Here is a 14,207-nt window from a genome sequence, read left to right as displayed (position 1 = left end):
AGCGAACAGACGCCGACCGAATAGACATCAATGCGACAAAATCTTGCTCAGAAACAGTTTTGTACGGTCATGCTGCGGATTATAGAAAAACTCATTCGGTTCCGCCGTCTCCATGATCATCCCCTCATCCATGAACACGACACGGTCAGCCACCTCGCGGGCGAATCCCATCTCGTGGGTGACGACGATCATCGTCATCCCCTCGCGGGCAAGATCACGCATGACATCCAGAACCTCGTTTATCATTTCCGGATCAAGGGCCGACGTCGGCTCATCAAAGAGCATTATCTTCGGGCGCATGGCCAGACCCCTCGCTATGGCCACCCGCTGTTGCTGACCACCCGACAGCTGGGCCGGATAGGAATGGGCCTTTTCGGTTATACCGACCTTCTTGAGAAGCTGCATCCCCAGGCCCTCTGCCTCGTCATGTTTCAGCTTCCTGACGTTTATCGGGGCCAGGGTTATGTTTTCAAGCGCGGTCATATGTGGATAGAGGTTGAACTGTTGGAACACGAAGCCGATCTCGGCCCGAAGGTGGGTGATATTGATGCGGGCATTGTGAATGGGAATGTTATCGACAATTATTTCACCCTCCTGGATAGGTTCCAGCTTATTGATACAGCGGATCAGGGTGCTCTTTCCGGAACCGCTGGGGCCGCACACAACGACAACCTCGCCGGATTTCACATGAAAATTGATGTTATTCAGAACATGGAGTTTTCCGAACCACTTGTTCACACCCCTGAAGGTTATCACTCAATTTCACCTTTCAATTTCAAATCTCACAACATTCCGCCTTATACTTCCTGCACATTTCATTGTCAACCGTGAAGTTTTTTTAATTAACATGTTGACAGCGTATGGGCGTCCCGCTATGCTCCCTGAACCATACCGGGTATAATCAAAAAGTTCATATCAAGGATGCGCCATGAATTCAGGGCTTGACTCGTCGAAGATCGCCATTATCGGACCGGGAAGACTGGGAACCGCCTTTGCCTACAAATTCGCCCGTGACGGGAAAAAGATACAGCTCTATTACCATGATGCCGGCCTCTGCCGGGAAATCAACGCGACCGGCCTGAATCCGAAACATCTCACCAATGACCTGTCCGCGATCTTCGGCGGCATTGAAAACGTCCCCCGGCTCGGCAAGAACGTGCAGGCGACCCATAACCTGGAACAGGTGATCGAAGAGAACAGCTTCGTCATGCTTGCGATCACCATGCGGGGTCTGCCTGAAATACTGAATTACATAAAACCGATCTTGGAAAAGAAAAAGGGCGCGACCTGCCTGATATCACCGATCAAGGGACTTACCTCTGATGAAAAAACACGGGGGCTGGTGACGCCCTCGCAGATGATCGAAAATCACCTTTTTGATCTGCTGCACAAGCATGACCTGGTCTGTGTCGGCGGCCCTTTTTTCGACATCGATCTGGCCGCAGGAAAACCGGTCTGTGTAACCGTGGCAGGGAAACGAAAGATTACGCGCCTTGTCAGGAAAAAATTTTTCAGTGTCAGCCGGCAGGAATTGAACTCGTATTACAACGTGGACACCGTGGGGATAGAAGCCTGCGGCGCCCTTAAGAACATCGTTGCCAATATCAAGGGGATCATCGATTGCCTGGACCTGGGGAATTCCATGCCGGGGACCCTTTTCGCCCGTTCTGGTGTTGAGATCAGAGCGCTCTCGAAGATTCTCGGTGGCGGTTTTCAGGCATTTCACAGCCAGGCCGGGGTGGGCGACATGTACGTCACCCTTTCATCGGTGGCCAGCAAAAATTACCGATACGGCAGGTACTATTATGAACTGTTCAACGGGAACCCCATTGAAACCCACCGACAGGCGCTCGAACGGATCGACGGCACCCCGGAGGGACCGGATACTATGAAAAACGTGCACCGGTTTCTCGAAAAGAAGAACATGTACAGCCCGCTCTTTCATGCTGCGTACAGAATATTCAACGAGGGAGGAACACGGGAGGATATCAGGGAACAGATCATCCAGGCCTGCCAGTTCGATAAACGGGAAAAAGAGTACATCACCACATCCTCGCGGGTCCTCTACCGGCTGCTGCCGAACCTGTGGTACCGGCGACAGAAAGGGATCCTCACGAGACTTGGTTTTTAGGACTTTCCTATCCTCCGGAGCACCGTAAGGTATCTGTCCCGGTATTCCAGTCCCTGGAACTGTGACATGTCGTCCATAAGGAGATCGATACGGGGTTTGAGAGCGATGCCGTAATGATTAAGGTTTTTCCTCTCCGCATGGTCGACGATCAGGATAGCGTAATAGGTTATCAGCATCCTGACCTTTGAATCTCTCCGCATCAGATAGGACCTGCCGCCGAGCGTGTTCAGAAAGAAAGCGGCATATTCGTAGAGTTCCTCGAACGAATCGGCCAGCCCCCCTTCACCGGTATTCATCTGGACCATGGCCCAATCAAAGAAGAGGTCCATGGCCGATTCCATGATCTCCTCCTCCTGGGACAGGACATCCTTCACAAAGGCGATATCCTCCTTTCCAATGACCCGGCAGAAATGGGCGAGATTCCCGGCGAGGACGAAAAGGTCCTTTGTTTCACCGGAGACGATGGGCGGACGGGCGAAGAGTTTTGACAGGAGGCCCAGCGAATGCCGGTAGGTCCCCTGGGGGAAATGATATTCCCTGACATAGTCCTGCTGATCAAGGTAGTCAAAAAACAGGACGACCTCTTCCTGAAGGCGCTTGTAAGCCGCCTCGGCCTTCTCACCGGCCGGTGCACCGGCGGAGTGAGGAGGCGGCGGCATGATTTTCTTTTTGACCATTGTTCCTGTGGATTCATCAGCGGCTGACGGTCTCCCCTCGCCGATGGGACGAACGGAAACGGTATCCTCCAGAACCGTCTCGCCGCGGTCACCGGGCATGATCAGGTCCCGGTTCACATACAGAACCAGGACGAGCAGGAGAAACAACAGAATCGTTACGGAGGAAATCAGGAGGTTTCTTGTCTTCATTACACACCCCAAGCAGTTCTTGACACTTCTCCCGAATAGAACCGGACACCATTCCCTATTACATCACCCCGCGGTTGTCAAGACGGTCGCCGTCCGGCACCCTCTCGGGATCCGGGATTCGCGATTCGTGAATCGTAATCCGTAATCCGTAATCCATAATCCATAATCCGTAATCCATAATCCGTAATCCGTAATCCGAAAATTATGCGACCGTACTTTCTCCTAACGCCATTCCTGATATCACCTTTTGAAGCGGCCATTGAGATGGTTTTCTGAGGTTCAAGGGTTTTTCTCCTTCCTTTGTAACGCCTCACGTTTCCACCAACCCCCCACGTCATTACAGCAGTTCAATGATCTGGGCCAGATCGGTTACCACCAGGTCCGGTGTTACATCGCGGCACCGGGCATCACCTTCCCGCAGGTTCAGCGACCGGGCATCGCCGGCGAAAAGGGCGGTGCCGAAACCCGTCATCGAGGCAGGGTAGATATCTTTGAGCATGTCATTTCCCACGTAAAGCGCGTCTTTTACGGAGACACCGTGTTCTCGAAGCTGTCGGGCCGCCTTTTCAAAGACCGCGAGCGACGGTTTCCCATATCCCAGTCGATAGGAAAAAAAGGTCAACCGCTCATCGAAACCGATCTTTCGAAAGGGTTTTTTCAGGTACGCCGAGAACAGACGGGGTGTATAGAACTGGGCGTTCGATATGATCCCCATGGCAACCTTCTTCTTACGGCAGGCATCGAAGAGTTTTTCCATGTGCGGCATGGGAAAGACGGGATTCACGATAAGCTCGTACTCAACGGCGATCCGGCGCACTTTCCCCAAATCGTCGAGGGTGAGGACCCGCATCCATATTTTCTCGATGACCACCTCGGGATACTCAATTCCTTTTCCGGCCATTTTTTCCTTTTCAGCGGTGATCTCCGCAAAGAAACGATCCAGTATCTCACCGGGGTCCGCACCGATCCCATATCGTTCGAACATCGCTGCTATGCGCGACCGGTTGCGGCGGGCCTCCTCCACAGCGACCCCGATGTCGCCGGCCTTGCTGATGAAAAGAGTCCCGTATACATCAAAGAGAATGGCGGCTGGACGGATCCGCCGGTTCACCCGCGGCGGCAATCCCGTCGGAACCGGTTCCATGGGCTTCGAATATTTCGTGATCAGCGACGCAAAGGTCATGGTGTTCCTCCCGACACACACCATAAAGAAAGCGCAAGGACCTGTCAAGACGTCCCTATTTTGATTGACAGCCCCGCCGGTTCGCGTTAAAGAAACTGCCGATATCATAGAAAGAACACGAAAACATTATGCAAATACAAAATCTCATGGTCACCGGCGGTTGCGGGTTTATCGGCAGCAATTTCATTCGTTTTCTTCTATCCCGGACGGATTTCACGGGTCGGATCATCAACGTCGACAAACTCACCTATGCGGGAAATCCTGAAAACCTCCCGGACATGGCCGAAAAACATACCGGCCGCTACGTGTTCGAGCAGGCCGATATCTGCGACTTCCAGCGAATGCAGGATATCTTTGCCCGTTATGACATCGACGGCATCTGCCATCTCGCGGCAGAATCTCACGTTGACCGCTCCATCAGGGGACCCGCCGCTTTTATTCAGACAAACATCAACGGGACCTTTCATCTTCTTGAGCTCGCACGCGGACGATCGGAGCGCTTTCTCCTCTTTCATCACGTCAGTACCGATGAAGTATATGGCAGTCTCGACACCGAAGGACGATTCACGGAAACGACCCCATACCGCCCCAACAGTCCCTATTCGGCTTCAAAGGCGGCCTCGGACCACCTTGTCCGCGCCTATCACAGAACCTACGGTCTCCCCACCACCATTTCAAATTGTTCGAACAATTACGGTCCCTATCAGTTTCCCGAAAAGCTGATCCCTCTGATGATCCTGAACGCCGCCGAGGGAAAGGCCTTACCGGTCTACGGCGATGGAGGGAACATCCGTGACTGGCTCTTCGTTGATGATCACTGCAGCGCCATATGGGCCGTCATGCAGCGAGGCACCCGCGGTGAAACATACAATATCGGCGGGGACAGGGAGATCGAGAACATCCGCATCGTTGAAATGATATGCGACAGGCTCGATGAAATACTTTCCCCATCGGATCAGGGTCCCCGGAGAAACCTGATCACCTTTGTTACCGACCGGCCCGGGCACGACCGGAGATACGCCATCGATTTTTCGAAACTTCGCAGGGAACTCGGCTGGAAGCCCTGCGAATCCTTCGAAACGGGCCTTGAAAAGACAATCCACTGGTACCTGGAAAACACCACGTGGGTCGACCGGGTAAGGAGTGGAGAATATCGGGCCTGGATGCGCGAACACTACGGCCCGCAGGATTGAAGGCACGCGTTTCCTCGGCGGAACATTCCCCACCGATGCGGCGAAAGACCCCGCAGACACGGACCGGTTATGAAACCCGGTGTTCCTTCCTCAGGAGGTCCTCAACGGTCTTCACGGGATTGAAGGTTATCAGCGGTACCTCTACGAAAACCGTGTTCCATCGCGACATCGACCCGTTCCACAGTCCGGGCAGTTCCAGCGCCTTGAGGTCCCGCCCTTCCAGGGACTTTTCCGATATGAGACAGGCTTCCCTGTCGACATAGTTCTCAAGATCATATTTCCGTCCTTGATGGTCCCTTACGGAGCAGACAATGTCCACGGGATTGAAGTACGTGGAGGATTCCCAGATGTCTTTCTGTCCCTTCGACCCAAAATCGACCTGGGCTCCCTCCACGATCTGCAGTGACTGCCTCCCGTCCTCTTCTCTCACCCAGAAGGGGCCTCCTCCCGGCTCTCCCTCGTTTCTGACCACCCCGCACACTCTCAGCGGCCGGTTCAGAACGTCATACACGTATTCCCTCCGATGCTCCCGGGAACGGGCCGCGAGATCGGGTGGAAACCGGACGAATAGTTTTTCGCGGCAGAAGGACACGGCCCGGTCCAGTTCCGCCTCGTTCCCATCCCCTCCATCAAGGACACGAAGAAAGGTGAATATCTCGTCCCGCAACGATACCATAAAGCCGCCGAGAATTTTTTTACTGCGGGCCGTTTCTTCCTGCAGCGATTCGGGAACGACGTTGTCGATATTCTTGAGAAACACACCGTCCCCACCAAGACTGTTGAGGTTCTTCAACAGTGCGCCGTGGCCCCCGGGCCGGAAAACCAATTCTCCCCGGGCATCTCTGAAGGGTTGATTGGAGGCATCAACGGCGATAGTATCCGTTTCGGGAAGCTGCTCAGACAGGCTTACTTCGTATTGCACGCCGAACCGAGCCTTATATTCGGGTACCGCTGACGCCAGGTACGCAGCCGCATCATATCGATGCTCCGGCGAAAGGGTAAAGTGGATCCGGCAGGTCTCCGATCCGTCCCGAACATACCTGGCCGATTCGCTCAGATGCTCCTCCAGCGGGGTCCTGCTCACCCCGCCGTACCGGTGAAATTTCAGAAGCGCCTTGGGAAGATCGGCATAGTTCAGTCCCTCGGAAGTCAGAACATACCTAAGGATACGGGAATATCGTTTCTCCTGCAGCAGTTCGTCAAGGCTTTCTCCTTCGCGTTCGATCACCCGCTCCAGATCATCATAAAAGGCGAACCCGGGCAGTTCCCGGGCAAAAAGATCTCCTTCTTCCGACCCATCAAAATCCTTTTTCTGCATGAACTGATGCCACCGGCGAAACATGCGGCTCGCGGCACCCGAGGCGGGAACGAACACATAAAAATGCTCCGAACACACCGCATCCTCATACCGGTCCTTCAGGAGCTTCATTTCGGCATTTTCCAGGACCACGACCCCGTCACCGGCACTGCACGATCGGTCGAGGACAATGAACCGCGGACCTTTTTGAAACAGGGCAAGTTGCTCTCGGATACGCTCAACCGATCGTCCCTGTTTTTCGATCCTCCGAAGATCGTTATCACTGAACCCGGCCTGCATCATCATCCCTCCTTTTCGATTTCTGCGCTTGATCTATATCTCCCGCGCCGTCCCCCGGTCATAGGGCCTCTGATTCCTGTCCTCTTCTTACTTGACAATTGCCGTTACATCCATCACAATCCACCTAATTTTCACATTTCGGCAAAGGCATAGGGGACTGGTCTTATCCGCGTATCAGGATACATAGCCTATAACAACGATATGATATTAAGAGGAGTTTGATTATGGCAAAAATAGATGCATTTTTCAAACTGATGAATGAGCAGGGAGCATCGGACCTTCACCTCGTCGCCGGACAGCAGCCGGTCATCAGGCTCAGGGGGGACCTGGAACGGGTCAGATACGATGAACTGACCAATGACGATCTCAGGGCGATGCTCTACGAGATCACCCCGGAGCATAAGATCAAACAGTTCGAAGAAACGGGTGATATTGATTTTGCTTACGAGGTACCCGGTCTCGCCCGGTACAGGGCGAATTTCTTTCAGCAGAAGAACGGGCTTGGGGCCGTGTTCAGAGAGATACCCAGCAAGATTCTGACGGGACAGCAGTTGGGACTTCCGCCGGTCATTACCAAGCTCGCATCGCTTCCCCGGGGGCTCGTCCTCGTTACGGGGCCGACGGGCAGCGGAAAATCGACAACCCTGGCGGCGATCATCGACGAAGCGAACCGGACCAGGAAGGATCATATCATCACGATCGAGGACCCTATCGAATTCGTCCATGAAAGTCAGAGCTGTCTGGTCAACCATCGTGAAGTGGGGATCCATACGAAATCCTTTTCCGCCGCCCTTCGCGGCGCCCTTCGTGAAGACCCCGACATTATCCTGGTCGGTGAGTTGCGTGACCTTGAAACCATCTCTCTCGCCGTCGAGGCGGCGGCCACGGGGCACCTTGTTTTCGGAACGGTGCACACCACCAGCGCCGCGAAAACGGTTGACCGCATCATCGAGGTGTTCCCTCACGAAGAACAGATGCAGATACGTTCCACCCTGGCCGACGGAATCAGGGCGGTCATATCCCAGACCCTCTTCAAGCGGGTTGACAAGCCCGGCCGGGTTGCAGCCCTCGAAATCATGATCGCCACTCCGGCGGTGCGGAACCTCATTCGTGAATCAAAGACCTTCCAGATACCCTCCATGATCCAGACGGGGAAAAAATACGGCATGCTGCTTCTCGATGACTCGATAATGGAACTGCTCAACCGGGGCACCATCGGTTCCGACGAAGCCTACATGAAAGCGAACGACAAACAGAAATTCAGGGCTTTTTTGAAAGCGGCTCCCGCCGATTTCACCGAGGTGTAACGAATCATGCATCAATCTATGGAGAGGTAAGGCCATGATAAGACAGGAAATCGATTACATTCTGGGAAAAATGCTGGAATCCCAGAGAAATGTTTCCGACCTGAATGTAACGGTGGGAAAACCGTTTCAGGTGGAAAGCGACGGGCAGCTCAAATCGGTCGAACTGGATCCCCACTTCGAGAAGCTGACGCCCTTTCAGAGTGAAATATTCGCGCTGAACCTGTTAAACGGCGACCGCCGCCTGACGGAATTTCTCGTTCATGAGGGTTCCTGCGATCTGTCATACGAACTGCTGGGCAAGGCCCGTTTCAGGGTCAACGTTTTTTCACAGGCCGGAAACTACTCGGTCGTTCTGAGAAAACTCGAAACAAAGGTGCCCACCTGTGAGGAATTGAACCTTCCTCAGGTATTTCAGGAAATAGCCCGGGAGAAAAACGGCATCGTCTTCGTGACGGGTGCCACGGGAAGCGGTAAATCAACATCTCTCGCAGCCATGCTGGACATCATAAACAACGAACAGTCGGTTCACATCATCACCCTCGAAGATCCCGTGGAATACCGGCATTCACATTACCAATCGACCTTCAATCAACGGGAACTGGGCATTGACTTCGACACCTTCGCAAACGGACTTCGAGCAGCCCTGCGCCAGGCACCCAAGGTCATCCTGGTCGGGGAGATGAGGGACCGCGAAACCGTTGAAATCGGATTGAGCGCGGCCGAGACGGGTCACCTGGTGCTGACGACCCTCCATACCGTGGATGCCGGTCAGACGGTCAACAGGATCCTCGGCATGTTTTCAACCGAGGAAGAAAGGCAGATCCGCATCCGTCTCGCCGACACGGTCCGATGGATCGTATGCCAGAGACTGCTTCCGAAGGTCGGAGGCGGCCGTGTCGCGGCCTTTGAAATACTGAGATCGAATCTCCGTGTCAAGGATACGGTCGTCAATGGAGAGGAAGAAGGAAAAACCTTCCGTGATATCATCGACGCGGGAACGGCATTCGGGATGACCAGCTTCGATGACTTCATCGTCGACCTCTACGCCAAGGGTGAGATCACCGAGGAAACCGCCCTCGCCTATTCTACAACAAAGGGAATTGTGGGCCGCGGTATCGATGCCGTGAAGAGTGAACGGGGTGAAGCAACAACGGAAATCGACCATCTTGAGGTCGATAAGGATTATGGACGATCAAAGCGAAAGTACTAGGAAGCAGGTAAGGAGCCTGGAATGGAAGAAGACAAATCATTGATGGAAAAGATCGCCACGGAATCTTATGACGCCGCGGGAAAACCCTTCGATTACGTGGAAGAAGGGACCGATACGGCCCTCATATGCGAAATGGATGCCGCGATCAAGGATACGGTCAAAGAGAACCTTGAAACGGTTGGATATCTCTGCTCAGAAGCACATACAGGTCAGGAAGCACTCCGTTTCATGCGTTTTCACGTCTACCAGCTGATCGTGGTCAATGAAAACTTCGACGTACAAGGAACGGGTGTCAACGAGGTGATTGCGTACCTCGAGTCCCTGCCCATGTCGATCCGACGCAATATTTTCGTGGTCCTGCTCAGCACCAAGCACCGGAGCAACGACTCCATGACCGCGTTCAACAAAAGCGTCAATCTTATTGTTAATGTGGAGAACATCAATGATGCAGCCGTGATCATCCGCAAGGGCATCGCGGAAAACGAGGAATTCTACCGGGTCTACCGGGATACAATGAAAAAATTCGGCAGAATATAGAGGGCCGTTCAGACCCCGGCGGCCGCTTCAGGGAGACACAGGCCGCCGGCGTTTCCATAACCTTTTCCATCTTCCCCGTCATCGGGATCTGTCACGGGCCGCCCGGTAGGCCCTCGCCAATCCCGTATTGACATGCACCACGCCTTTATTCATGTTCTTCAGCGGGTAGTCGTCCGTAATTTCCGGTAACGCGTCGGCTTTCACCTGGTCTCTGACAATGGACCCCGCGGGAACGTATCTCCCTCCGGGAACCGAAACCCCCATCAGGATGACACCGGGTTCCACCACACACCGCTCACCTACGGAACTCTTGAAAACGAGGGACTTCATCCCCACAAAGGTGTCATCCCCGATGAGTGCCGGTCCGTGAACCTGGACCTGATGGGCCAGTGAGACCCGTTTCCCGATATAGACGGCGTATTGTTTGCCGGCGACCTCATAGAGATTAGCCGCCACGGGAACTCCGTCCTTCTCGGTTTCCAGGGCATGGATCACCACGCCGTCCTGGATATTGGATCCGTCACCGACGAACAGTGGTTGTCCCTCGTCACCCCTGACGGATGCCATGGGTGACACCATGATATCCTTCCCAAGGATGACCCTGCCGATCACCGATGCAAGGGGATGAACATATGCCGTGGGATCTATTTCAGGTTCCGACACGCGAGAGCTGAAATCCGTCAGCACATTCCTTTCGATCATCTGTTGTCTCCCTCCTGAACATTCACTGCGTCAATCAGCCGGTTGACGCTTCTTTTTTTGCAGCTCCAAGAGCTCCTTCCAGACGGCATCCACCTGCCGTTGTGTCTCGTCAAGATCACCCTCGTTACGTATCACAAAATCACAGAGATGGACCTTGTCGTCGATATTCATCTGCGCCCGGAGCCGGTCTTCGGCTTCCTCCCTGCTGTAACCGTTTCGGTCCATGATTCTCCGAACCTGCACCGCCGGCGACGCATAGACCAGGATGGTGGCGTCCATGTGCCGTTGAAGCCCCACTTCTATCAAAAGCGGTATATCCGAAATGATCACTGCTTCCCCGACTTCCCTCTGGATCGCCGCGATGTCCTCCATCCACTCCCTGAAGATGGCCGGATGGACAACGCCGTTCAACTTCTCACGCTGCTCCCGGTCCCGGAAAACCCTGGTAGCCAGCGCTTCCCGGTCGATCCGGCCCCCGTCATCGATCACGTCATCTCCAAAGTGATCAACGATCTCTTTCCAGGCCGGTTGTCCCGGTTCCACCACCCGCCGCGCCAGAACATCAAAATCAATAATGCGGGCGCCTTTTTTTTCAAAGAGCCCGGCTACGGTCGATTTGCCGCTTCCAATTCCGCCGGTCAGGCCGATATTGAGCATAGATCCCATCTCCATTGATGATCACCCCCCGCCGGGGGTCTTGACAGTACGTAAAGAAAAAGAGTAATTAAACACCACATGCATCACCGAAGCACACGCGGTTTCATCATCTACCATCCACCGGACCGCGGGGAGAAATCGATGACCATTGAGAAGCTCCTTGAACAGGTAAAGAAGTTTGAAATAGATGTGTACAAAACATCAGCCGACTTCAGGGCCAACACGATCTCCTTTACCGGTGCGCCGGAAAAACATCCCCACGATACAAAGAAGCTCATCCTCATCACCGATCCCTTCAGCGATACCATATCATATTACGAGTTCAACATCGGCGACGTCTTGGGGGCGGAAGAGCTCCCCAGCCTGGCGACGATGGAAGGGAAATCGGTCGTCATCTACCGCATATGGGTGCGCCGGGGCAGTATCGGGATCCTTTCAACACCCTTTATCGTCGAAAATACGAGAGAGGCAAAACCGTGACCGCCTTTGTGAGAAAGGTGTTCGGCGGCTGACATCCCGGAAAGACACGAAAGAGCATTGGAGGAAACCCGTGCCGTTCCCGGCAAGCCGGAATGCGTCACGCAAGTCCGTCCTCGATGATACGGCGTACCCGACTCATCAGTTTGTCCCGAGTGTCATAACTGTATTCATCGACGAACAGGGGATCATGAATACAGATGATCATTTCTCCGGGCATGATCTTTATGCTGTTCTTGGGAAGGATTTCCCGCCCGCCCTTGACCGATATCGGAAGAATGGGCATTCCCGTCGCCAGGGCAATAACAAATCCCCCCTTTTTAAAGGGGAGCATCTCCTTACGCGGACTCCGGGTCCCCTCGGGGAAAAAGAAGAGCGACGCCCCGGCCCGCATCTTCTCCCCGGCTACCTGAAGGCTCTCCCGGGCCTTCTCCGAATCACCCCTGTCCACATAGATATGTCCCATCCGGTCGCAGCAATATCCGAAAACGGGCACCTTTCTCAGTTCTTTTTTCATCACCCACCGGAGCTGCAGGGGAAGGAAGGCTATGAGAGCCCATACATCGAAGTGGCTCTGATGATTCGACATGACGATATAGGATTGGTTCCTGTCTATCTTCTCCAGTCCCTCCACTTTCACGGAGACACCTGAAAGCATGAGGTTGAGCCGTGACCAGAACCTTCCGACAATGAAGTAGGCGATGTTGCCTTTATGGTCGAAAATGCAGGTGATCGCGGAGATCAGGCCGAGTGCGGCGGTATCAACGGCGATCAGGGTAAAAAGGATCGGACGATAGATGTAAAAAAACAGATTGATGAATCTCTTCCACATGGCTCATACGTCCTTAATAAATAGAGTGAGATTATGAAGACCCTTACCCGGAGGGGCATTATAAATGAGCACTGACTTATCTGTCAACGACATGTTTCCCGGAACACATATTTTGAAGCGGCCATAGAAGCGTTTTTGCAATACATCCTAGCGAAGCGTAAGGAAAGCGATTTCAACTGTCTGAGCCGAAGGCGATTTTTGAAATCGCCTGAAGCAAGCCGTTAGATGTATCAAAAACGATTCGGGCCTGTGAAAAAGGGATTCGGGGGTCGTCGGATATGATACGAACGGAGTTTTTCGTCTCACGCTTCACGTTTAACGTCTCACGCCCCGTCAGATCATGAGCTCCGCTGTTTCACCCCGCACCGCGGGATGTACCGTTATTTCCACGGAGGATTCCGCCTGTGTCACCACCGCCGTGACGGCCCTGTCCCCGGGGGCATCACTGTACAGGGCACAGATGGCCGCGGCGCGTGATAGAACGGTTTCCGAACAGTCGCCGGGTATCAGAACGGTCGGTCCCGGGAAATCCCTCATTCTGACCATGCAATCGCCCGGCAGAAAGTGACGCTCAATAATACTGTTCTCTCCCTCTTTTCTTCCCACGATGATCTTGTGATCATCATCGATCCTGAGATGACGTCCTACCTTGAGCAGCTCCACATCCCGTATCCTCACATTTTCCTGATGCTCGAAGAGGTCCTTCAGCCGGCGTGAAAAAACGGGTTCCGTCAGCAGACATCCCCCGGCGGGATTCGAATAACTTTTGACCCCGTATCGTTCCGCCATCTCGATCTGCCGTTTCCGGGATCTTCCCTGGATATCGCAGAGCCGGGCGCGATCAACCTTCCCCTCTCTCTCCGGCAGCGTTTCAGGAAGCAGCCGTGCGCTCAGGGGCCTGATTATAAAATCCCCGTAACCCGATCGGGAAGCCACGATGTGGAGAGACTGTTTGTTCTGCGACATGGGCCTCTGCCCGAGCACCTCGCCGGTCGACACAAAATCGGTTCCCTTCTCTTCCATCGCCTCGCCGGCCTTTTTCAACATCAGGATGTGGCAGTCTATACAGGGATTCATATGTTTTCCATATCCGTACCGAGGCGCCTGAAGCATGAGAAGATGCTCTTTGGTAATGTTCTTCACCACCAGAGGGATATCGATCTCCCTGGCGGCCTTTCTCGCCGCCCGGGCATTAAAAAAGGGTGTCTCGAAGGAGAGACCGATCACGTTGATCCCCTGCTCCTGAAGGACCTTCACCGCCAGAATGCTGTCCAGCCCCCCCGATACCAATGCTATACCCGTAACCATGAGAAATTCATTCCCTCGCAAAAAGTCACAAAGCGGTAATGGATGACACGCTTTCGTAAAACGGTTGATCTCATGAACTGAAAAGGGGACAGCGTGAGACGTTAGACGTTAAGCGTCAGGTGTCAGTCGAAAAACTCTGTTCTTACCATATCTGAATCACGAATCCCGATCCCCCGATGAACCAGTTTCAAGGGATGCACGCCCGGG

14 protein-coding genes are annotated in these 14,207 nt (G+C 53.8%); 6 read left to right on the top strand and 8 right to left on the bottom strand.

The annotated features are described in order from the left end of the window. Positions 1-27 precede the first annotated feature (27 nt). Positions 28-756: an amino acid ABC transporter ATP-binding protein gene (locus tag JXO48_10005; GenBank protein MBN2284210.1), complete on the bottom strand. Its 729-nt coding sequence runs from the start codon at positions 754-756 to the stop codon at positions 28-30. Positions 757-928: 172 nt separating this feature from the next. Here JXO48_10005 and JXO48_10000 point away from each other — a divergent pair, with 172 nt between their 5' ends. Then, positions 929-2,131, top strand: coding sequence for a hypothetical protein (locus JXO48_10000; protein MBN2284209.1), 1,203 nt, complete (start codon positions 929-931; stop codon positions 2,129-2,131). Here JXO48_10000 and JXO48_09995 read toward each other — a convergent pair. Together JXO48_09995 and JXO48_09990 are read right to left on the bottom strand one after the other, a co-directional pair. Next, positions 2,128-2,997: a hypothetical protein gene (locus JXO48_09995; GenBank protein MBN2284208.1), complete on the bottom strand. Its 870-nt coding sequence runs from the start codon at positions 2,995-2,997 to the stop codon at positions 2,128-2,130. The two genes, JXO48_10000 and JXO48_09995, sit on opposite strands and share 4 nt — an antisense overlap. A gap of 337 nt (positions 2,998-3,334) precedes the next feature. Continuing rightward, positions 3,335-4,180, bottom strand: coding sequence for an HAD family hydrolase (locus tag JXO48_09990; protein MBN2284207.1), 846 nt, complete (start codon positions 4,178-4,180; stop codon positions 3,335-3,337). Between the two features lie 128 nt (positions 4,181-4,308). Here JXO48_09990 and rfbB point away from each other — a divergent pair, with 128 nt between their 5' ends. Then, the gene (gene rfbB, locus JXO48_09985) at positions 4,309-5,373 is read left to right on the top strand and encodes a dTDP-glucose 4,6-dehydratase (GenBank protein ID MBN2284206.1); all 1,065 of its coding nucleotides are present in this window, start codon (positions 4,309-4,311) and stop codon (positions 5,371-5,373) included. Between the two features lie 67 nt (positions 5,374-5,440). Here rfbB and JXO48_09980 read toward each other — a convergent pair whose 3' ends face one another. After that, positions 5,441-6,976 (bottom strand): DUF4301 family protein, encoded by a 1,536-nt coding sequence (locus tag JXO48_09980; protein MBN2284205.1) that lies wholly within the window; start codon positions 6,974-6,976, stop codon positions 5,441-5,443. 218 nt (positions 6,977-7,194) lie between these two features. On the opposite strand from JXO48_09980, the gene JXO48_09975 reads away from it, so the two are divergent. From JXO48_09975 to JXO48_09965, 3 genes are read left to right on the top strand one after another with little or no spacing between them, the layout of a single operon-like run. After that, positions 7,195-8,277, top strand: coding sequence for a type IV pilus twitching motility protein PilT (locus JXO48_09975; protein MBN2284204.1), 1,083 nt, complete (start codon positions 7,195-7,197; stop codon positions 8,275-8,277). A 34-nt stretch (positions 8,278-8,311) separates the two neighbouring features. Beyond that, complete coding sequence (locus JXO48_09970) at positions 8,312-9,487, top strand: PilT/PilU family type 4a pilus ATPase (protein MBN2284203.1); 1,176 nt, start codon at positions 8,312-8,314, stop codon at positions 9,485-9,487. Between the two features lie 21 nt (positions 9,488-9,508). Next, positions 9,509-10,024, top strand: coding sequence for a hypothetical protein (locus JXO48_09965; GenBank protein ID MBN2284202.1), 516 nt, complete (start codon positions 9,509-9,511; stop codon positions 10,022-10,024). A gap of 78 nt (positions 10,025-10,102) precedes the next feature. Here JXO48_09965 and JXO48_09960 read toward each other — a convergent pair whose 3' ends face one another. Continuing rightward, positions 10,103-10,726, bottom strand: a complete 624-nt coding sequence (locus JXO48_09960) for a carbonic anhydrase (GenBank protein ID MBN2284201.1) — start codon at positions 10,724-10,726, stop codon at positions 10,103-10,105. A 30-nt stretch (positions 10,727-10,756) separates the two neighbouring features. Next, entirely contained in the window at positions 10,757-11,398 is a 642-nt protein-coding gene (locus JXO48_09955; protein MBN2284200.1) for a dephospho-CoA kinase, read from the bottom strand. A gap of 126 nt (positions 11,399-11,524) precedes the next feature. Between JXO48_09955 and JXO48_09950 the strand changes: the two genes are divergently transcribed. Then, positions 11,525-11,863 carry an inorganic pyrophosphatase Ppa gene (locus JXO48_09950; GenBank protein MBN2284199.1) on the top strand — a complete coding sequence of 113 codons (339 nt, stop codon included), beginning with the start codon at positions 11,525-11,527 and terminating at the stop codon, positions 11,861-11,863. A 97-nt stretch (positions 11,864-11,960) separates the two neighbouring features. Here the strand turns inward: JXO48_09950 and JXO48_09945 are convergent, their stop codons facing one another. Together JXO48_09945 and JXO48_09940 are read right to left on the bottom strand one after the other, a co-directional pair. Further along, the gene (locus JXO48_09945; GenBank protein ID MBN2284198.1) at positions 11,961-12,692 is read right to left on the bottom strand and encodes a 1-acyl-sn-glycerol-3-phosphate acyltransferase; all 732 of its coding nucleotides are present in this window, start codon (positions 12,690-12,692) and stop codon (positions 11,961-11,963) included. 333 nt (positions 12,693-13,025) lie between these two features. Further along, positions 13,026-14,000, bottom strand: a complete 975-nt coding sequence (locus JXO48_09940; GenBank protein ID MBN2284197.1) for a tRNA 4-thiouridine(8) synthase ThiI — start codon at positions 13,998-14,000, stop codon at positions 13,026-13,028. Between the last annotated feature and the right edge of the window lie 207 nt (positions 14,001-14,207).

The sequence above is a fragment of the Deltaproteobacteria bacterium genome, assembly GCA_016933965.1.
Taxonomy (GTDB): Bacteria; Desulfobacterota; Syntrophia; order Syntrophales; family UBA2210; genus JAFGTS01.
Note: the sequence above shows the minus strand (reverse complement) of the source record. Positions and strands in the feature narration are given on the sequence as shown.